Origin of the sequence: Edwardsiella anguillarum ET080813, from assembly GCF_000264765.2 — a bacterium.
Classification (GTDB): Bacteria; Pseudomonadota; Gammaproteobacteria; order Enterobacterales; family Enterobacteriaceae; genus Edwardsiella; species Edwardsiella anguillarum.
The window spans coordinates 2,232,108-2,251,323 of the sequence record NZ_CP006664.1; the positions used below are offsets into that span (position 1 = coordinate 2,232,108).

Below are 19,216 nucleotides of genomic sequence, written 5' to 3' on the forward strand. Positions count from 1 at the left end.
GATGAGCGTGGACATTTTGGCACCCGGGCTACGGGTGGTTTTTTGCGGCATCAACCCGGGGTTGAGCTCGGCCCATACGGGCTACCATTTTGCTAATCCGCATAACCGTTTCTGGTCGGTGATCCATCTGGCGGGCTTTACCGATCGTCAGCTGGCGCCCCAGGAGGAGCGTCATCTACTGGATACCGGCTGTGGGATCACCGCGCTGGTACAGCGCCCGACGGTAACGGCCGCCGAGCTGACGGCCGCGGAGCTGCGCGCCGGGGGGGATGCGCTACAGGCGAAGATCGCGCGCTATCAGCCACAGGCGCTGGCGGTGTTGGGTAAACAGGCCTTTACCCAGGCATTTGGGATTCGCCGCCCCGCCTGGGGACGCCAGGCGTTGGGTATCGGCGATACGATGTTGTGGGTGCTGCCTAACCCCAGCGGCCTGAATCGGGCGACGCTGACTGCGCTGGTAGAGCGTTACCGGGAGCTCTATCTGGCGCTGACGCCGCAGGATCGCTGAGCGGGTTGGCGGGAGCGGGGTGAACGCGCCGCGCGCTGAAAAAGAAAAACCCCGGCCAGCAGACCGGGGTGGGGAAGCGTCGCGTGGCCGAGACGGGTTTAGTCGTCCAGGAAGCTGCGCAGGACTTCAGAGCGGCTTGGGTGGCGCAGCTTGCGCAGCGCCTTGGCTTCGATCTGGCGGATACGCTCACGGGTAACATCGAACTGCTTACCGACCTCTTCCAGGGTGTGGTCGGTATTCATATCGATGCCAAAGCGCATGCGCAGGACTTTCGCCTCGCGGGCGGTCAGCCCGGCCAGCACGTCGCGGGTGGCGGAGCGCAGGCTTTCAGAGGTCGCGGAGTCCAGCGGCAGCTCCAGGGTGGTATCTTCGATAAAGTCACCCAGATGCGAATCTTCATCGTCACCGATCGGCGTTTCCATGGAGATCGGCTCTTTGGCAATCTTCAGCACCTTGCGGATCTTGTCTTCTGGCATCATCATGCGCTCGGCCAGCTCTTCCGGCGTCGGCTCTCGCCCCATCTCCTGCAGCATCTGGCGTGAAATACGGTTGAGCTTATTGATAGTCTCAATCATATGCACCGGGATACGGATGGTGCGCGCCTGATCGGCGATAGAGCGGGTGATCGCCTGACGGATCCACCAGGTCGCGTAGGTGGAGAACTTGTAGCCGCGACGGTATTCAAACTTATCGACCGCCTTCATCAGACCGATGTTGCCCTCCTGGATCAGGTCCAGGAACTGCAGGCCGCGGTTGGTGTACTTTTTGGCGATGGAGATAACCAGACGCAGGTTAGCCTCAACCATCTCTTTCTTCGCACGACGCGCTTTGGCCTCGCCGATGGACATACGACGGTTGATGTCTTTGACCTGTTCAATGGTCAGGCCGGTCTCTTCTTCAATCAGGTGCAGCTTCTGCAGGCTACGCTCAACGTCTTCACGCATATCCTTGAGCTTTTCGCCCCAGGGTTTGCCCATGGCCAGCGCGGCGTCAAACCAGGTGATGCTGGTTTCGTTGCCGGTAAACAGGGTGATGAAGTTCTTCTTCGGCATCTTGCTCTGCTCAACGCACAGCTTCATGATCAGGCGCTCCTGACCACGTACGCGATCCATCATTTCGCGCATGTTGCTGACCAGATAGTCAAACTGCTTCGGCACCAGGCGGAACTGTTTGAAGATTTCAGACAGATTCTGGATCTCTTCCTGCGCCTTACCGCTGCTGCGTCCTTCGGCCTTGATGGCCAGACGGGTTTTTTCGTACTGCTGGCGCAGCTCAACGAATTTTTGACGCGCCAGCTCCGGATCGATGCTGTTGTCATCGTCGCTGTCGTCGTCCTCGTCTTCGTCCTCATCCTCGTCGTCGTCCAGCTCCTCTTCCGGCAGCTCAGAACCCACGTGGGTTGCGGTCGGCGCCATCTCCTCTTCGGCGTTGGGATCGACAAAACCGGTGATCAGGTCGGACAGACGCGCTTCGCTGGCTTCAACACGATCATACTGCTCCAGCAGGTAGGTGATGGCCTCCGGGTATTCGGCGACGGAGCACTGAACCTGGTTGATACCGTCCTCGATACGCTTGGCGATATCGATTTCCCCTTCGCGGGTCAGCAGCTCGACGGTGCCCATTTCACGCATGTACATGCGCACTGGGTCGGTGGTACGGCCAATTTCGGATTCGACGCTGGACAGAACCTGTACCGCCGCCTCTGCGGCGTCTTCGTCGGCAATGTTCTCCGCCAGCATCAGGTCATCGGCATCCGGTGCTTCTTCCATCACCTGGATGCCCATGTCATTAATCATTTGGATGATGTCTTCGATCTGATCGGAGTCGACGATATCTTCCGGCAGATGGTCATTGACCTCAGCATAGGTCAGGTAGCCTTGCTCCTTGCCCTTGGTAACAAGAAGTTTGAGCTGTGACTGCGGGTTTTGCTCCATAAGACGGTATCCACACTTCAGAGTTTGAATTGGTGTTGGTCGGATTATCTATGACCGCCAACGATGCTTAAGGCCCGGATTATCAGGGCCGTACGCGGGTTACTTTCATTCGTCGCCGCTCCCCGGTATTGCGGCATGCAGGGGCTACATCCTGCGTGGTATCGGCAATCAAGCCGCTAAATTTACTATTAAGTTTAGTCACCGCCCTATTAATGCCGACGGTGTTTATTATGCGTTAGTTCTTTTTGGCCAGCGCCTCATTCAGTGAGCGCACCTCTTCGCGCTCCGCAGGCGTTAGCCCGTCGGTTCTGGCTCGGGCGATGAGCTGCTCCAGGCGCTGCTCCAGCACGGCGTCGTACAGACTGCCGAGGGTATCCACGAAGGTTTCGAGCACCATAGGCTCAATAATCATGTGGTTCCACGTTGCCAGCGTTTCAAGCTGTGACGCATATTTATTATCGCGATACAGCTCCAGCAATTGCCCGGTAGTCAGTCCCGGCTGTGCCAGGCAGGTTTCTACCAGCTCGATGAACAGCGGTAGGCCCGGCAACGGGTGCTGGCGTAATCCGTCCAGCGTCGGTACTTCGGCGGCTAACGCCGGGTTTTGTACCAGCAATGCGATAAGTATACGCATAGTCGTTGGTTTTAACCGCGGCGGCTGATAATTCTTTACCGCTTCGCTGCGCCGAGGCAGCAGCTTTTCCAGCTGGCTATCGTCGAGTATTCCCAGCTTCTGTCCCAGCGACTGGCGCAGGTACAGACGCAGCGTCTCGCCGGGTACCTGGCCGATAAGCGGCAGCGCCAGCGCACTCAGCTTGGCCCGGCCATCCGGGGTACTCAAATCGACCTGCGGCAGCAGGCTGTCGAACAGAAAGGTGGACAGGGGATGCGCATCGTTTATTCGCCGTTCGAAGGCCTCGGCCCCCTCTTTGCGGATCAGCGTATCCGGGTCTTCCCCTTCGGGTAAAAACATAAACTTTAGCTGACGGCCGTCGCTCAGGTAGGGCAGTGCGGTCTCCAGCGCGCGCCAGGCGGCCTCGCGCCCGGCGTTATCGCCATCGTAACAGCACACGACGCTGTCGGTATGGCGGAACAACAGTTGGATATGCTCGGCGGTCGTGGAGGTTCCCAGCGATGCCACCGCATAGTTGACGCCATACTGCGCCAGCGCGATGACGTCCATATAACCTTCGACGACCAGCAGACGCTCCGGCTGTGCGGCGTGCTGCAGCGCCTCATACAGGCCAAACAGCTGGCGGCCTTTATGGAAAATCTCCGTTTCGGGCGAGTTCAGGTATTTCGGCGTGCCGTTGCCCAGAACCCGACCACCAAAGGCGATCACCCGCCCGCGTTTGTCACGGATGGGGATCATGATACGGTCACGGAAGCGATCGTAGCTACGACCGTTCTCGTTATTCACCAGCATCCCGGCATCGTTGAGCGCCGTACGACCGCCCGCGTCGCGGCCAAAGCGTTTCAGGGCGTTGTCCCAGCCCTGCGGCGCGTAGCCGATGGCAAAGCTATCCATAATGGCCTGGCTCATGCCGCGCCCGGTCAGATATTGCTGCGCCTGCGTTGCGCCCGGCTGACGCAGGGACTGCTGATAGTAGCCGCACAGGCCATCCATCAGCTGATACAGGTTCTGGCGCTGATGCCGCTCCATCTGGCTCGGCCCGCTGCCGGACTCATAGGGCACTTCCAGCCCCGCCATGGTCGCCAGCTCTTCTATGCTTTCGACAAACTCAAGCCGATCATAGTTCATCAAAAAATCAATGGCGTTGCCGTGGGCACCGCAGCCGAAGCAGTGGTAAAACTGTTTGTCCGCGTTAACGGTAAACGAGGGCGTTTTTTCTGAGTGGAATGGACAGCAGGCGTGGTAGTTCTTCCCCTGCTTCTTAAGTTTCACACGCGCATCAACCAGCTCGACAATATCGGTACGAGCCAACAGATCGTTGATAAATACGCGTGGGATTCGTCCAGCCATAAGCCCTTTACAGTGGTTGTCCGCCGTCGGCGCTGAGAGGGCGACAGGCAAACAGTTTTACAGCCTCTAAACGAGAACAAGCCGCGCTTTCCTTTCGGAAGGCACGGCCTTCGTATGTCATTGCCCGTGCGATACAAACAACGACATGGTCTGTGACCTGGATTCGGCGGGGAAAACCCCGGTCAAATTAGTACAGACGAGTACGGCGTGCGTTTTCGCGAGCCAGTTTCTTGGCGTGACGTTTAACAGCAGACGCTTTAGCGCGCTTACGTTCGGTGGTCGGTTTTTCATAGAATTCACGACGACGAACTTCAGCCAGGATGCCTGCTTTCTCGCAGGAACGTTTGAAGCGACGCAGAGCTACGTCGAACGGCTCGTTTTCACGTACTTTAATTACCGGCATGTGCCTCTCACCTCGATAAAAATCGGTATTTTCGCTGGCCATGCGCCAGCTGTTCAAAAATGGTGCGGAATTTTAATCCGAACAGCACCCGCTTGTAAAGCGCTGTCTCATCCTTCAACGGCGATGGGCCGCAGTAAGAAAGCGAAGTAGTATAGCAGAATTGTGCTATTATGCGCCACTTTGAGTTGTACTGAACGTGTTGTTGGAGCCGCCATGCGTATTCTGGGGATCGAAACCTCCTGTGATGAAACCGGTATCGCCATTTACGACGATGAAAAAGGGATCCTGGCCAATCAGCTGTATAGCCAGATTAAGCTGCATGCTGACTATGGCGGCGTGGTTCCGGAGTTAGCGTCGCGTGACCATGTGCGGAAGACCGTGCCGCTGATTCAGGCGGCGCTGCGTGAGGCGGATCTGACCCCGGCGGATTTGGATGGCGTGGCCTATACCGCCGGTCCGGGGCTGGTCGGGGCGCTGCTGGTCGGGGCGACAGTCGGTCGGTCGCTGGCGTTTGCCTGGGGCGTGCCGGCGGTGCCGGTACACCACATGGAGGGGCATCTGCTGGCGCCGATGCTGGAGGAGAATCCTCCGGCGTTTCCGTTTGTCGCGCTGCTGGTCTCCGGCGGCCATACCCAGCTTATCAGCGTCACCGGCATCGGCGAGTATCGCCTGCTGGGCGAGTCGATTGACGACGCCGCAGGGGAGGCCTTTGACAAGACGGCTAAGCTGCTGGGGCTAGACTATCCCGGTGGGCCGGTTCTCTCCAAGATGGCGCAGCAGGGCGTGCCGGGGCGCTTCGTGTTTCCGCGTCCGATGACCGATCGCCCGGGGCTGGACCTCAGCTTCTCCGGTCTGAAGACCTTTGCCGCCAATACGATTCACGCCAACGGCGATGACGCGCAAACCCGCGCCGATATTGCGCGTGCCTTTGAAGATGCGGTGGTAGATACGCTGGCGATCAAGTGCCGCCGTGCGCTGGATCAGACCGGGTTTCAGCGCCTGGTGATGGCCGGCGGCGTGAGCGCAAACCGTGCGCTGCGCGGGCGTCTGGCGCAGATGATGCAGCAGCGCGGTGGCGCGGTGTTCTACGCCCGTCCGGAGTTCTGCACCGATAACGGCGCGATGATCGCCTATGCCGGCATGGTGCGTCTGAAGAGCGGCGTCGATGCCGATCTGTCTATTCGCGTACGTCCGCGCTGGCCGCTGGCGGAGCTGCCGCCGGCGGCGGTCGGCGGTTAACGCTCCGCGGCGTTCGCGTATTCAGCGCGGCGTTGGCGGTTCGTCATCGCGGGGAGGCGTAGGCGTGGCCTGCCCCTCGCTATCCTGGGCGTCTTTGGCGCCCTTTTTCTTCCAGATTTTTCCCTCTTTCCCACGCCACAGACGCTGGATATTGTCGTGGTGACGCACCAAAATCAGGCAGGAGAGCATGGCCACCGGGAAGGTAAACTGCGGCTTAAACCACCAGACGTAGAAGGGGGCGATCAGCGCGCTGACGATGGCGCCAAGCGAGGAGTATCCGCTCAATAGCACGGTCAGCAGCCAGGTGCCGATCATCAGCCCGGTCAGATCCCAGCCGATGGGGGCGATGGCGCCAAAGGCGGTCGCGACGCCTTTACCGCCGCGGAAGCGAAAGAATACCGGGTAAATATGGCCCAGGCAGGCCGCGATGGCCGTCAGGCCGAGGTAAAAGGGGGACACCTCTAGCTTATAGGCCAGCCAGACCGGGATCATCCCCTTAAGCACATCGAAGATCAGCACGGCGGCGGCGGCTAAGCGGCCGCCGATGCGCAGCACGTTGGTTGCTCCGGGATTACCAGAACCATTTTCCCTTGGGTCGGGGAGTCCGGCCGTTTTGCAAACCAGAATGGCGCTGGAGATGGAGCCGCACAGGTAGGCGAAAATGATCATGCCTAACGCAGTCGCACTCATGGATTCATCTCCGTCTTGAGTAAAAGAGAAATCAGGGTGTTGAGCCGCCGTACGCCCGCTGACCGGTCACCCGTGCCGCAGGATGGATTAGTGCGCGACAGCGTCGGATATCTGTGGATAATACGCACATTCTACAAGAAGTGGTATCCGAAGCAGGCTAAAAAACGGGAATCGCGTGATGGACATCGTATTTATCGAAGGGTTGACCGTCGTCACCACTATCGGGGTATTTGAGTGGGAACAGACGATCCGTCAGAGGCTGGTATTTGACGTCGAGCTGGGCTGGGACAACCGCCGCGCCGCACAGAGCGACGACGTGGCGCACTGCCTGAGCTATGCCGAGGTGAGTGAGGCTATCCTACAGCACGTAGAGCCGAATCGCTTTGCCCTGGTCGAGCGGGTGGCCGAAGAGGTTGCCGCCCTATTGATGGCGCGCTTTAACAGCCCCTGGGTTCGCCTGCGGGTGAGCAAGCCGGGCGCGGTCGCCCAGGCGCACAGCGTCGGGGTGGTGATTGAGCGCGGTTGCCGCACGGCAGACATCTAACGTTTTACGGCCCACTGGCCGTCTGTACTAAGAAGAGAATGAGAGTATATGGATCTGCATACGCTGCTTAATGCGTTTATTCTGGGCGTCGTCGAGGGATTGACGGAGTTTTTACCGGTCTCCTCCACCGGCCATATGATTATTGTTGGCCACTGGCTGGGCTTTGAAGGGGATAAGGCGAAAACGTTTGAGGTGATTATCCAGCTGGGCTCGATCCTGGCGGTGGTGGTGATGTTCTGGCGCCGTCTGTTTGGGCTGATCGGGATCCACTTCGGTCGCCCGGTGGCGCGCGAAGGGCGCGGTCAGGGGCAGCTGACGCTGGGCCATATTGTGCTGGCGATGATCCCGGCGGTGGTGCTGGGGCTGCTGTTCCATGATTTTATCAAGAGTCTGTTTACCCCGTTGACGGTGGCCTATGCTCTGGTGGTGGGCGGTCTGCTGCTGCTGGCCGCTGAATGGCTAAAGCCGGCGCAGGCGCGGGCGGTCGGGCTGGATGACATCACCTATCGTCAGGCGTTTATGATTGGCTGCTTTCAGTGCCTGGCGCTGTGGCCTGGCTTCTCCCGCTCAGGGGCGACGATCTCTGGCGGCATGCTGATGGGCGTGAGCCGCTACGCAGCGTCAGAGTTCTCCTTTCTTCTGGCGGTGCCGATGATGATGGGCGCCAGCGCGCTGGAGCTGTACAAAAGCTTGCCCTATCTGTCGCTGGGCGATCTGCCGATGTTCAGCGTGGGATTTGTTACCGCGTTTGTGGTGGCGCTGATCGCCATCAAGACCTTCCTGAACGTGATAAAGCGGATCTCCTTTGTGCCTTTCGCCATTTATCGCTTTATCGTGGCGGCGGCGGTTTATCTGGTCTTCTGCTGATCTCGCGGGCGGATGCGCCCGCTGCCGTTTTCCCCGCTATTCCGCGTTTAAGGCCGCCTCCTGGGCGGCCTTCCAACTTTTGAGCACCTGTAGGCGCCGCGTCTGTAGCTCTTCGCGGATAGCCGCCCCCTGAAAACCGTCGGCGATGACCTCGCGAACGGCAACCTGGGCGACCCGATGGTAGGCGGCGCACAGATAGTCGGCCTGCGGGTAGGGTTGCGCCTCCAGACCGGTGCGTCCGCGGGCGTCGGCCTCGCTGCACAGAATCATTTGCTGCAGACGCTGGGGACGGCGCCAGACGTCAATGGTGTCGAGCAGCTTGAGCAGCGTCGCGGGGCGAAGGCGCTCCACCGTGTGGATCAGATCGTGATATTCGGCGACCAGCAGCGCCAGATCGCGCACCGGGTTTGGCGTGCGCAGGCGCAGGCACATCTCCCGCACCAGGCGCACGCCTGCCGGCCCATGGCCGTGATGGTGGGGCCAGAAATTGGGATTAGTCAGTCCCTTGCCCACATCGTGGGTCAGCGCGGCAAAGCGCACGGCGACGTCGTCGCTCAGATGGCTGGCCATGGCCAGGGTAAGCAGGGTATGGATGCCGGTGTCGATCTCCGGGTGCCACTTGGCGGGGGCCGGCACCCCGAACAGCCGATCGATCTCCGGGAACAGCACCGCCAGCGCGCCGCAGTCGCGCAGCACCTGGAAATAAACCTGTGGCGCGGGGCCGGACAGCGCTTTCTCCGTCTCTAGCCAGACCCGCTCCGGCGTCAGGTGGGCCAGCTCGCCCCGTTGGCTCATTCGCTGCATCAGCGCCAGAGTCGGAGCGGCGACCTCAAAGCCCAGCGGTGCGAAGCGGGCGGCAAAGCGGGCGACGCGCAGCACGCGCAGCGGATCTTCGACAAAGGCCTCGGAGACGTGGCGCAGCTGACGCTGCTGCAGATCCTGCAGGCCGCCGTAGGGATCGATCAGCTGACCCTCATCGTCTTCCGCCATCGCATTGATGGTCAGATCGCGCCGCAGCAGATCCTGCTCCAGGGTAACGTCCGGAGCGAAATAGGTGCTAAAGCCGGTGTAGCCCTGGCCCGCCTTGCGTTCGGTGCGCGCTAGGGCGTACTCCTCTTTGCTGCGCGGATGCAGAAATACCGGGAAGTCCTTACCGACCTGCTGGTAGCCCTGCGCCAACAGCGCCTGCGGCGTTGCGCCGACGACGACCCAGTCGCGATCCTGAGTGGGAAGCTGTAGATACTTGTCGCGCACGGCGCCACCGACCAGATATGTCTTCACGTGCCTACCTCGGTAGAGAGCCGATTAAATGTTAATCTTATGTTATCGCAAGCGTCCATGGACGGCAATCGGCCGCCCCAGAGAAAAAACGCCGCGGGCGGCGGCGTTGTGGGGGATCAGTTCATCCAGCGCTCTTTCCTGCGCCGGGGCAGCAGGCGCGGTAACAGCAGGCCCAGCAGCAGACCGGCACCGGCGACGCCGCCGCCGTACAGGAACCACTGCAGGATAATGGCCCGCTTTTTGTCATCCAGCTGCGAGTTGAGGGCACCGAGGCTTTTTTGTGCGCTGCCTAGCTGTTGACGCAGCTGCTGATTCTCCGCCTGCAGGCGGGCGATCGCATCGTCGCTGCCGGCAACTTTGTTCTGCATCTCCGCGGTTTTCTGCTGCCACTCGCCGTCGATATGGCTGAGCTTGGCCGTCAGGGCTGAGAGCTGAGCCTCCAGCGCCGGTACGCGCGTGCGCAGACTGGGCTGGTTGCTGAGCTGATCGAGGGGAAGCCAGACGCTGCGCCCTTTGGCATCGCGGATCTGGGCAAACTGGCTCTGTTGATTAATGCCCAGCAGCGTGACCGGATCGCCTGCGTTGATCGTGCCGACGATGCGGTACTGGTTACCCGGCCCGCTGTGTACGTAGGTACTGAGCGCATCGGAAATAAAGCGCTGTTCTTCGGCATGGCTCTGAAAGGCCAGACAGAGGCTGAGCAGGGGCAGGAGTAACCGGCGGAATAGGTGCATGGCGATAATCGGTTCGTTGGTTGAGGGAATTGGGCTGATAGTAAGGGGAAGTATAGGGTGAGGCAATGAAAAATCTTAAAATGAGAACTGTCCGAGCTATTTATCGCGTAGCCCCGGCGTCTGGCGCGGTGGCGGTTATCAAAAAACCGACCGCAGAGGGAGACTCTGCGACCGGTTTACTGTTACTTATTGGCGCGATGGGCAGATAATTAGCCGAAAATCGCCTGCAGCAGATAAAACAGGGCAATGGAGAGCGCGGCTCCCGCGGGCAGGGTCACAATCCATGACGCGACAATGTTACGTACCACGTTAAGGTTCAGCGCCGCAATACCGCGGGCAAAGCCGACGCCCAGCACGGCGCCGACCAGCGTCTGGGTGGTGGAGATCGGCAGGCCGGTACCGGAGGCGATCACTACCGTTGAGGCGGTGGCGAACTGGGCGGCAAAGCCGCGGCTCGGGGTTAGATCGGTAATGCCGGTCCCCACGGTTTCCATGACGCGACGTCCCATCAGCGCCAGACCCACGACGATACCGATACCGCCCAGCGGCAGGATCCACCAGACGATGGGGGAGGTGCCGGCCAGCACGCTCGGCTCGCGCACGATGGCGACGATGGCAGACAGCGGCCCAATGGCGTTGGCGACGTCGTTAGAGCCGTGGGCGAAGGCCATGGCGCAGGCGGTGATAACCATCAGCAGGCTGAATACCCGCTCAACGCCGCGGAAGTGATCCTGCTCGTCTGCGTCGTCGGTAAAGGATTTACGCGACAGGTACAGATAGCCGCCGAGCATGACCAGTAGGGAAACCAGCAGCGAAATCAGCCAGGTCTCGCCGTCCGTCAGGTGCAGGCCGACGTGCTTTAACCCTTTTTTGATGGTGACCAGCGAGATAACCAGCGCGGTCAGGAACATATACACCGGGCCAAAGCGGCGGGCGTTAGCGAAGGGGTTTTCGGTGTTAAAAATCAGCCGCTGGGCGCTGAGGAAAATGCCATAGGCCACCACCCCGGAGATCAGCGGTGTGATGATCCAGCTGCCGACGATCCCCTTTACACCGCCCCATTCGACCGCTTCGGGGCCGACGGATACGCAGGCAAAGCCGATGATGGCGCCGATGATGGAGTGAGTGGTGGAGACAGGCCAGCCCATCAGCGAGGCGACGATCAGCCAGATACCGGCGGCCAGCAGCGAGGCCATCATCCCGAAGACCAGCGTCTGGGGATGACCGGCGAAGGCATTGGTATCGATGATGCCGCTGCGGATGGTTTGGGTGACTTCACCGCCGGCCAGATAGGCGCCGGCGAATTCGAAGATCATGGCGATGACGATCGCCTGACGGATGGTGACGGCGCGGGCGCCAACGGAGGTGCCCATCGCGTTGGCGACGTCGTTGGCGCCGATGCCGATAGCCATCAGCAGGCCAAAGAAGGCCGCCACCATGATTAGTAATGAGCCGTGATTGGCAATGATTTCCATCTATTGTGTCCGGGTGTGGTGATTAACTACGGGCCAGCATCAGTTCCAGTCGGGAACCCACGCGCAGCGCTTTATCGGCAAGGCCGCCGACCCACTCAATGATTTGATAGAGAAACATGATGTCGACGGGGTTGAGCTGGTGCTCAAGGGAGAGCAGAGTCTGGCGTAACAGGATCTGCTGATGGTCGGTATCATCCTCAATATGATCCAGCTCCATCACCATCTGCTCGACCAGATCGGCTTCGCGGCCGCGAAAGCCGGTCTCCAGCAGTTCATCCATCTCGTGAATAACCTTGCTGGAGAGTGCGGTCGCATCCAGGCAGCGCTGTAGGTAGCTTACAAAGTCAGCCTGCATGACGGCGGGGATTTGCAACCGGCGGCCGATGACCCGCCCGGCGATGTCCTTGGCGCGATTGGCCAGACGATCCTGTTGGGTAACCAGCTCCAGCATGTCGCCGCGATCGACCGGCAGAAAAAGACCTCGTGGTAATTTCAGTCGGATTTCGCGCTTCAGCGTGTCAGCCTGCTTTTCCAGATTGGAGATCTGTTCACGGATCTTCTGCGCCTGATCCCACTGCTGCTGCGCGGTGGCGGCAAAGAAGGGAACCAGCAGGCTGCAGCATTCGTGCACGCGGCTGGCGTGCTCTTGAAGCGGTTTGAGCGGAGACTTGGCAAACAAGCCTAAAATAGTATTTACTGGCATCACTCATGCACCTTAAATTGATGGTTTTCTGCGCATAGTTCGTCAGAAAGGTGCGCATGGTAACTGATGTGCCCTGCATTGGACACCGTTTTTACATTTTTTACCGAGCAATGCTGAATACCTCGGTAAAACCTTAATATGACAGAAAAAATGACCGTGGAAATTGAACTGAAATTCATCGCCCTCCCCTCCGCTGTACACGCATTGCCCGCGAGCCTGGCCCGTTGGCCTCTTCAGCATACGCCCGCCCAGACGCTGAGCAATATCTATTATGAGACGGCGTGCCAGACTTTGCGCCGCCATGATATGGGACTGCGGATCCGCGGCGGCGAAGGCGCCTATGAGATGACCCTGAAAACCGCCGGTAGCGACGTCGGCGGCCTGCATCAGCGGCCGGAATACAACGTTGCGCTGGATGCGCCGCAGCTGGATCTCCGCCGCTTTCCGGCGCAGGTGTGGCCGGATGACTGCGATATCGATGCGCTGCAGACGGCGCTGCAGCCGCTGTTCTCGACCGACTTTCAGCGGGAGAGGTGGGTGGTGACGTACCGTGAGAGCCAGATTGAAGTGGCGCTTGATCGGGGCGATATTTGCGCCGAGGGGGTGCGTGAGGCGCTGCATGAAATCGAGCTGGAGCTGCTGCAGGGCGAACGGGGCGATCTGCTCGCTTTTGCCGAACAGTTGCTGACGCTGGATGGGATCCGGATGGGGGCCATGAGTAAGGCCGCCCGTGGCTACCGTCTGGCGGCGGGAAATGCCGCGCTGCGGCGGCGGGCGTTCCCGCTGCTGCGGCCCGCGGCCCGCACCAGCGTCGAACAGGGCATGTCTGCCGCGTTGGCGCAGATTCTGGCGCACTGGCAATACCACGAAGAGGCCTGGCTGCGGGGAGACGCGGAGTCCCGGGGCGGGATCCAGGAGGCGCTGGCGGCGCTGCGGCAGAGTCTGACCCTCTTCGGCGGCATCGTGCCGCGTAAGGCCAGCGCGGCGCTGCGCGCCGGCCTGAGCGCGCTGGAGGTGCAGATACAGCAGCCGGCGTGCGCGGCGCAGACGCTGTGCTACGGCCGAGACTCCCTGGCCACCCAGTGGGCACTCACTCGCTGGCTAGCCGAGTCCGGCTGGCGATCCTATCTCGATGCGGCGGGAAGCGCCAAGCTGTCCGGCTCGTTCAAGCGCTTTGCCGACATCATGCTGGGACGCTGCGGCGCTGAACTGAAGGCGCTGTTTGCCCAGGTACGTCATCCTCAGGAGTATCAGGACAAACTGCCGCGTCTGCAGCATCAGATTCTGGCGATACGCCTGCTGGGCGGCGCGTATGGCGAGGCGGCGGTAGACGATTACCTGGCGCCGTGGCAGACGCTGGCGCACGCCATTGCCCATCCCGCCGCGGCGACACCGGAGGCCGCCTGCGCACAGGCGTTGCATCAGCCGGCCTTTTGGCGCAACGGCGCGCATTAATTCGGTGATATCCCGCCGCGCGCGGGCGACGGTCTAACCCAGGCGGCTTTGGCGCCGCCGCATTCTGCAGGGAGTGAATATGTCTGAGACCCGGGCGCTGCCGGCGCTGCTGTACAGTCAGGGAGCGCGTCAGGCCGCGCGGCTGCAGGGCGCGACGTCGGCGGCGCTGCCAGCGCTGGCGCTGAGCGACTTTGCCGCCGACAGTCTGGCCGCTCACCCCGCATGGTGGCAGCAGCTGCAGCAGATGCCGCCGCAGGTGCAGGAGTGGCAGCAGTATGCCGGATGGCTGGCGGAGCGTCTGGCGCCGGTGCAGGATGAGGCGACGCTGATGCAGGCGCTGCGCCTGTTTCGCCGCCACATGCTGACGCGGATTGCCTGGATGCAGGCCAGCGACCAGGCCGACTGTCAGCAGACCCTGCTCCAGCTGAGCGCGCTGGCGGAGACGCTGGTTATCGGCGCGCGCGACTGGCTATACCTCCGCTGTTGTCAGGAGTGGGGCGTTCCCTGCAACGCCGCCGGTGAGGCCCAGCCGCTGCTGATCCTGGGGATGGGCAAACTGGGCGGCGGCGAGCTGAATTTTTCCTCGGATATCGATCTTATCTTTGTCTATCCGCAGTCCGGGGCCACCCGCGGCGGCCGCCGCGAGCTGGATAATGCTCAATTTTTTACCCGCCTCGGCCAGCGCCTGATTAAGGCGCTGGATCAGCCGACGGAGGATGGCTTTGTCTATCGGGTCGACATGCGTCTGCGCCCCTTCGGCGACAGCGGTCCTCTGGTGCTGAGCTTCTCCGCGCTGGAGGACTATTACCAAGAGCAGGGGCGCGATTGGGAGCGCTACGCCATGGTGAAGGCGCGTCTGCTGGGCGAAGGGCAGGATCGCGATGGGCAAGCGCTGTACCGTCTGCTGCGTCCGTTTGTGTTTCGCCGCTATATCGATTTCAGCGTGATCCAGTCGCTGCGCAATATGAAGGGCATGATAGCCCGAGAGGTGCGCCGGCGCGGGCTGAGGGAGAATATCAAGCTCGGCGCGGGCGGGATCCGCGAGATCGAGTTTATCACCCAGGTATTCCAGCTGATCCGCGGCGGACGCGAGCGCAGTCTACAGCAGCGTGCGCTGCTGCCCGCGCTGGCGGCGATCGGCGAGCTGGGACTGCTGACGTCGGCGCAGGTGGCGGCGCTGCGCGACGCCTATCTCTTTTTACGCCGTCTGGAGAATCTGCTGCAGGCGATTGACGATCAGCAGACGCAGACGCTGCCGTCGGACGATCTCAACCGGGCTCGCCTGGCCTATGGGATGGGGCTGACGGACTGGGCGGCGCTGCGCCGGGCGCTCCAGGCGTATATGGCGGCGGTACGCGCGATCTTCAATGCGCTGATTGGCGATGATGAACAGGATGAAGAGGAGGGCGGCGATGACGCGGCGCTGCGCTTTGCGCCGCTGTGGCAAGAGCGTTTGGACGAGAGCGAGCTGGCCGCACTGATGCCGCAGCTGGATCCGGCGCAGCGCCTCCGGCTGCAGCAGACGCTGGAGGCGTTCCGCCGCGACGTGGACAAACGCACTATCGGTCCGCGTGGGCGGGAGGTGCTGGCGATGCTGATGCCAGCGCTGCTGGCGCAGGTGTGCGTGCGTGATGACGCGCTGGTGCTGCAGCAGCGTCTGATGCCTCTGCTGCTCAACATCGTGACCCGCACGACCTATCTGGAACTGCTGATGGAGTTTCCGGCGGCGCTGCATCAGCTGATCCGTCTGTGTGCGGCCTCGCCGATGCTGGCCGAGCAGCTGGCCCGCTATCCGCTACTGCTCGATGAGCTGCTCGATCCTGTCACGCTGTATCGCCCGGTGGATCAGGCGTCCTACCGCGACGAGCTGCGTCAGTATCTGCTGCGTATTCCGGATGATGAAGAGCAACGCCTGGAGGCGCTACGCCAGTTTAAGCATGCGCAGCAGTTGCGCATTGCCGCCAGCGATATCGCCGGCGCGCTGCCGGTGATGAAGGTGAGCGATCACCTGACCTATCTGGCCGAGGCGGTGATCGATGCGGTGGTGCAGCAGGCCTGGGAGCAAATGGTGGCGCGCTACGGCCAGCCGACGCATCTGACTGACCATGGGCAGCGCGGGTTTGCGGTGATCGGCTACGGCAAGCTGGGGGGCTGGGAGCTGGGCTATGGCTCGGATCTGGATCTGGTGTTTCTGCTGGACTGTCCGGCAGAGGTGATGACCGACGGGCCACGCTGTATCGATGGACGCCAGTTTTACCTGCGTCTGGCGCAGCGCATTATGCACCTGTTTAGCGCCCGTACCGCCTCCGGCATTCTGTACGAGGTGGATGCTCGCCTGCGCCCCTCCGGCGCCGCCGGCATGCTGGTCAGCACCCTGACCGCCTTCGGCGACTATCAGCGCAGCGAGGCCTGGACCTGGGAGCATCAGGCGCTGGTGCGGGCGCGTCCGGTTTACGGCGACGCGCAGATGCATCGCCAGTTTGACGCCATTCGCCGCGAGATCCTGTGCCGCGGGCGCGATGCGGCGATGCTGCGGCGCGAGGTGGCCGAGATGCGTGAAAAGATGCGCTCCCATCTGGGCAGCCGTGACGCGGCACAGTTTGACATCAAGGCCGATCGCGGTGGCATCGTGGATATCGAATTTATCGCGCAGTATCTGGTGCTGCGCTACGGCGCTGAACAGCCGGGTCTGATCCGCTGGTCAGACAATGTACGCATCTTTGAGATGATGGCGCAATACGCGGTGATGCCGCAGGCTGAGGCCGATGCGCTGACCCATGCCTATGTGACGCTGCGTAATGCGCTGCACCATCTGGCGCTGCAGGCGCAGCCGGGGGTGGTGGAGAGCGCTCGCTTTGCTGATGAGCGGGCGCGGGTCTGCGAGAGCTGGCAGCGCTGGCTGGGGACGGCGCGCTGAGCGCCTGGCCTCAGTAGCGGGAGGCGACCCCCGGCGGGCAGGTTTTGAAGCGGCGGTGCAGCCACATGTACTGGGTCGGCGCCAGCATGATTTCACGCTCCACCACCCGATTCATATAGGCCGCCGTCGCAGTTTGGTCGTCCAGCGGAACGTCCTGCAGCATCGGCTGAATACGCAGGGTATAGCCGCTGCCGTCCGCGTTGCGCAGCGGCATAAAGGGGAGGATCGTCGGTTTGCCCATGCGGGCCAGGATATAGGTACCAGTGGTGGTCGCCGCCTGCTCTACGGCAAACAGTGGCACGAATACGCTGCTGCGCGGGCCGTAGTCATGATCCGGCGCGTACCAGACGATTTCACCCTCTTTCAGCGCTCGGATCATTCCCTTCACGTCGCGGCGATCGAGCATATATTTGTTGGAGCGCAGCCGGCCCCAGGTCTGTAGCCAGTCGAGAACCGGGTTATCGTTAGGGCGGTAGACGCCGACGCCCGGGTTGTGCATTCCGAAGATGCGCGCGCCCAGCTCCAGCGTAAGAAAGTGCATTCCAATCAATAAAATGCCTTTTCCTGTCTGCTTGGCCTGCCGCATGTTTTCCTCGCCTTCGACCCGGCACCAGCGATGGATGCGCCAGTCGGGCCAGAACCAGGCCATTCCGGTCTCGATCAGCGCCATGCCGACAGACTCGAAGTTCTGCCTGACCCACTCTTCGCGCTGCGCCACCGGCATCTGTGGGAAGCAGAGCGCCAGATTGCGCCGGGTCACCTCTACGCGCTTTTTCATAAAGCGCATCGCCGTTTTTCCCAGCATCTTGCCCAGGCGATAGAGCCAGGGATAGGGCAGCAGCATCACCAGGTAGAAGAGTCCGATGCCCAGCCAGGTCAGCCAATAGCGGGGATGCAGCATGCGGCGCTGAAACTGCGGATAAACGTGATTGTCAGACATGGTTATCGTTAATGTATTCTCGAAAATAGATTTAGATTGCTAGTGTAATTGATATCAGGACGATTGTGATAACATTGCGCCCATCTTGATATGTAGGAGTCTGGGGATGAAAGTAACCCTGCCTGATTTTCGCCGCGCCCAGGTGCTGGTGGTGGGCGATGTGATGCTGGATCGCTACTGGTATGGGCCGACTAGCCGGATTTCACCGGAGGCGCCGGTGCCGGTGGTGAAAGTGGAAACTATCGAAGAGCGTCCCGGCGGCGCGGCCAACGTGGCGATGAACATTGCCTCCCTGGGCGCCAACGCGCGCCTGGTCGGTCTGACCGGCGTCGATGACGCCGCCCGTGCGCTGAGCGCGCGCCTGGATGAGGTGCACGTCGAGTGTGACTTCGTTGCGATACCGACCCAGCCAACCATCACCAAGCTGCGCGTCCTATCGCGTAACCAGCAGTTGATCCGCCTGGACTTTGAAGAGGGGTTCGGTGGCGTCGATCCCGAGCCGATCCTGGCGCGAATTCGCCAGGCGCTGCCGCAGCTGGGGGCGATGATCCTCTCTGACTATGCCAAAGGGGCGTTGGCGTCGGTGCAGGCGATGATCCGCCTGGCGCGCGATGCCGGTGTGCCAGTGCTGATCGATCCCAAAGGAACCGACTTTGAGCGCTACCGCGGCGCGACCCTGCTGACGCCAAACCTGTCTGAGTTTGAAGCCGTGGTCGGGCGTTGTCACAGCGAACAGGATATCGTGGATCGCGGCCTGGCGCTGATGGATCGCTTCGATCTGACGGCGCTGCTGGTGACGCGCTCTGAGCAGGGAATGACGCTGCTGCAGCGCGGCATTGCGCCGCTGCATATGCCGACGCAGGCGCAGGAGGTCTATGACGTAACCGGCGCCGGCGATACGGTGATCGGGATGCTGGCGACGTCGATTGCCGCCGGAACGTCGCTGGACGAGGCCTGTTTCCTGGCCAACGCCGCTGCCGGCGTCGTCGTGGGTAAGCTGGGGACCTCGACCGTGTCACCCATCGAACTGGAGAATGCCATTCGTGGTCGCGCCGATACCGGCTTTGGCGTGATGAGCCAGCAGGAGCTGAAAACGGCGGTTCTTCAGGCGCGTCAGCGCGGCGAGAAGGTGGTGATGACTAACGGGGTCTTCGATATTCTGCACGCCGGCCACGTTTCCTACCTGGCCAATGCCCGCAAGCTGGGCGATCGCCTGATCGTGGCGGTGAACAGCGATGCCTCTACCAGCCGCCTTAAGGGGCCGGAGCGTCCGGTCAACCCATTGGCCCAGCGTATGCTGGTGCTGGCGGCACTGGAGTCGGTCGACTGGGTGATCCCGTTTGAGGAGGATACGCCGCAGCGGATTATTGCGGAGATCCTGCCTGACCTGCTGGTCAAGGGGGGCGACTACAGGCCAGAAGAGATCGCCGGGGGGAAAGAGGTGATCGCCGCTGGTGGTGACGTGCGAGTCCTGAACTTCGAGGATGGCTGCTCGACCACCAATATTATCAATACCATCCGTCAGGGTCAGAACGACTGAGC

At 61.4% G+C, this 19,216-nt stretch carries 16 protein-coding genes; 7 read left to right on the forward strand and 9 right to left on the reverse strand.

The genetic code is table 11. From position 1 onward, the window contains the following. Nucleotide 1 precedes the first annotated feature (1 nt). Nucleotides 2–508, forward strand: a complete 507-nt coding sequence (gene mug / locus ETEE_RS10045) for a G/U mismatch-specific DNA glycosylase (RefSeq protein ID WP_034162839.1) — start codon at nt 2–4, stop codon at nt 506–508. A gap of 98 nt (nt 509–606) precedes the next feature. Here the strand turns inward: mug and rpoD are convergent, their stop codons facing one another. From rpoD to rpsU, 3 genes are all read right to left on the reverse strand, one after another. Next, nucleotides 607–2,442: an RNA polymerase sigma factor RpoD gene (rpoD, locus tag ETEE_RS10050; protein WP_034162838.1), complete on the reverse strand. Its 1,836-nt coding sequence runs from the start codon at nt 2,440–2,442 to the stop codon at nt 607–609. 235 nt (nt 2,443–2,677) lie between these two features. Next, on the reverse strand, nt 2,678–4,426 hold the full coding sequence (gene dnaG / locus ETEE_RS10055; RefSeq protein ID WP_034162837.1) for a DNA primase: 1,749 nt from the start codon (nt 4,424–4,426) through the stop codon (nt 2,678–2,680). 187 nt (nt 4,427–4,613) lie between these two features. Then, complete coding sequence (gene rpsU, locus ETEE_RS20090; protein WP_005295814.1) at nt 4,614–4,829, reverse strand: 30S ribosomal protein S21; 216 nt, start codon at nt 4,827–4,829, stop codon at nt 4,614–4,616. Between the two features lie 213 nt (nt 4,830–5,042). Between rpsU and tsaD the strand changes: the two genes are divergently transcribed. Continuing rightward, nucleotides 5,043–6,068: a tRNA (adenosine(37)-N6)-threonylcarbamoyltransferase complex transferase subunit TsaD gene (gene tsaD / locus ETEE_RS10065; protein WP_034162836.1), complete on the forward strand. Its 1,026-nt coding sequence runs from the start codon at nt 5,043–5,045 to the stop codon at nt 6,066–6,068. Between the two features lie 21 nt (nt 6,069–6,089). Here the strand turns inward: tsaD and plsY are convergent, their stop codons facing one another. Beyond that, the gene (gene plsY / locus ETEE_RS10070) at nt 6,090–6,758 is read right to left on the reverse strand and encodes a glycerol-3-phosphate 1-O-acyltransferase PlsY (RefSeq protein ID WP_034162834.1); all 669 of its coding nucleotides are present in this window, start codon (nt 6,756–6,758) and stop codon (nt 6,090–6,092) included. A 178-nt stretch (nt 6,759–6,936) separates the two neighbouring features. Here plsY and folB point away from each other — a divergent pair, with 178 nt between their 5' ends. Then, nucleotides 6,937–7,302: a bifunctional dihydroneopterin aldolase/7,8-dihydroneopterin epimerase gene (folB, locus tag ETEE_RS10075; RefSeq protein ID WP_034162833.1), complete on the forward strand. Its 366-nt coding sequence runs from the start codon at nt 6,937–6,939 to the stop codon at nt 7,300–7,302. A gap of 48 nt (nt 7,303–7,350) precedes the next feature. Continuing rightward, nucleotides 7,351–8,169: an undecaprenyl-diphosphate phosphatase gene (bacA, locus tag ETEE_RS10080; protein WP_034162831.1), complete on the forward strand. Its 819-nt coding sequence runs from the start codon at nt 7,351–7,353 to the stop codon at nt 8,167–8,169. A 36-nt stretch (nt 8,170–8,205) separates the two neighbouring features. Here the strand turns inward: bacA and ETEE_RS10085 are convergent, their stop codons facing one another. The 4 genes from ETEE_RS10085 to ETEE_RS10100 all read right to left on the reverse strand — a co-directional run bounded on the left by ETEE_RS10085 (nt 8,206) and on the right by ETEE_RS10100 (nt 12,362). Further along, the gene (locus tag ETEE_RS10085; RefSeq protein WP_034162830.1) at nt 8,206–9,450 is read right to left on the reverse strand and encodes a multifunctional CCA addition/repair protein; all 1,245 of its coding nucleotides are present in this window, start codon (nt 9,448–9,450) and stop codon (nt 8,206–8,208) included. 116 nt (nt 9,451–9,566) lie between these two features. Beyond that, nucleotides 9,567–10,184, reverse strand: a complete 618-nt coding sequence (locus ETEE_RS10090; RefSeq protein ID WP_034162829.1) for a TIGR04211 family SH3 domain-containing protein — start codon at nt 10,182–10,184, stop codon at nt 9,567–9,569. A gap of 209 nt (nt 10,185–10,393) precedes the next feature. Next, entirely contained in the window at nt 10,394–11,659 is a 1,266-nt protein-coding gene (locus ETEE_RS10095; protein ID WP_034162828.1) for an inorganic phosphate transporter, read from the reverse strand. 22 nt (nt 11,660–11,681) lie between these two features. Beyond that, nucleotides 11,682–12,362, reverse strand: a complete 681-nt coding sequence (locus tag ETEE_RS10100) for a TIGR00153 family protein (protein WP_034162826.1) — start codon at nt 12,360–12,362, stop codon at nt 11,682–11,684. A 150-nt stretch (nt 12,363–12,512) separates the two neighbouring features. Here ETEE_RS10100 and ETEE_RS10105 point away from each other — a divergent pair, with 150 nt between their 5' ends. Further along, nucleotides 12,513–13,817 (forward strand): CYTH domain-containing protein, encoded by a 1,305-nt coding sequence (locus ETEE_RS10105; RefSeq protein ID WP_095666553.1) that lies wholly within the window; start codon nt 12,513–12,515, stop codon nt 13,815–13,817. A gap of 79 nt (nt 13,818–13,896) precedes the next feature. Further along, on the forward strand, nt 13,897–16,734 hold the full coding sequence (glnE, locus tag ETEE_RS10110; protein ID WP_034162824.1) for a bifunctional [glutamate--ammonia ligase]-adenylyl-L-tyrosine phosphorylase/[glutamate--ammonia-ligase] adenylyltransferase: 2,838 nt from the start codon (nt 13,897–13,899) through the stop codon (nt 16,732–16,734). A 10-nt stretch (nt 16,735–16,744) separates the two neighbouring features. Here glnE and ETEE_RS10115 read toward each other — a convergent pair whose 3' ends face one another. Then, nucleotides 16,745–17,674 carry a Kdo(2)-lipid IV(A) acyltransferase gene (locus ETEE_RS10115; RefSeq protein ID WP_034162823.1) on the reverse strand — a complete coding sequence of 310 codons (930 nt, stop codon included), beginning with the start codon at nt 17,672–17,674 and terminating at the stop codon, nt 16,745–16,747. A gap of 106 nt (nt 17,675–17,780) precedes the next feature. Between ETEE_RS10115 and hldE the strand changes: the two genes are divergently transcribed. Then, nucleotides 17,781–19,214: a bifunctional D-glycero-beta-D-manno-heptose-7-phosphate kinase/D-glycero-beta-D-manno-heptose 1-phosphate adenylyltransferase HldE gene (gene hldE, locus ETEE_RS10120; RefSeq protein WP_034162821.1), complete on the forward strand. Its 1,434-nt coding sequence runs from the start codon at nt 17,781–17,783 to the stop codon at nt 19,212–19,214. Nucleotides 19,215–19,216 lie beyond the last annotated feature (2 nt).

Coding starts and splice junctions, on each gene's coding strand:
- rpsU (WP_005295814.1), bottom strand. CDS start 4,829: ATGCCGGTAATTAAAGTACGTGAAAACGAGCCGTTCGACGTAGCTCTG.
- ETEE_RS10090 (WP_034162829.1), bottom strand. CDS start 10,184: ATGCACCTATTCCGCCGGTTACTCCTGCCCCTGCTCAGCCTCTGTCTG.
- ETEE_RS10105 (WP_095666553.1), top strand. CDS start 12,513: ATGACCGTGGAAATTGAACTGAAATTCATCGCCCTCCCCTCCGCTGTA.
- glnE (WP_034162824.1), top strand. CDS start 13,897: ATGTCTGAGACCCGGGCGCTGCCGGCGCTGCTGTACAGTCAGGGAGCG.
- ETEE_RS10115 (WP_034162823.1), bottom strand. CDS start 17,674: ATGTCTGACAATCACGTTTATCCGCAGTTTCAGCGCCGCATGCTGCAT.
- ETEE_RS10095 (WP_034162828.1), bottom strand. CDS start 11,659: ATGGAAATCATTGCCAATCACGGCTCATTACTAATCATGGTGGCGGCC.
- tsaD (WP_034162836.1), top strand. CDS start 5,043: ATGCGTATTCTGGGGATCGAAACCTCCTGTGATGAAACCGGTATCGCC.
- bacA (WP_034162831.1), top strand. CDS start 7,351: ATGGATCTGCATACGCTGCTTAATGCGTTTATTCTGGGCGTCGTCGAG.
- mug (WP_034162839.1), top strand. CDS start 2: ATGAGCGTGGACATTTTGGCACCCGGGCTACGGGTGGTTTTTTGCGGC.
- plsY (WP_034162834.1), bottom strand. CDS start 6,758: ATGAGTGCGACTGCGTTAGGCATGATCATTTTCGCCTACCTGTGCGGC.
- ETEE_RS10100 (WP_034162826.1), bottom strand. CDS start 12,362: ATGCCAGTAAATACTATTTTAGGCTTGTTTGCCAAGTCTCCGCTCAAA.
- folB (WP_034162833.1), top strand. CDS start 6,937: ATGGACATCGTATTTATCGAAGGGTTGACCGTCGTCACCACTATCGGG.
- rpoD (WP_034162838.1), bottom strand. CDS start 2,442: ATGGAGCAAAACCCGCAGTCACAGCTCAAACTTCTTGTTACCAAGGGC.
- dnaG (WP_034162837.1), bottom strand. CDS start 4,426: ATGGCTGGACGAATCCCACGCGTATTTATCAACGATCTGTTGGCTCGT.
- hldE (WP_034162821.1), top strand. CDS start 17,781: ATGAAAGTAACCCTGCCTGATTTTCGCCGCGCCCAGGTGCTGGTGGTG.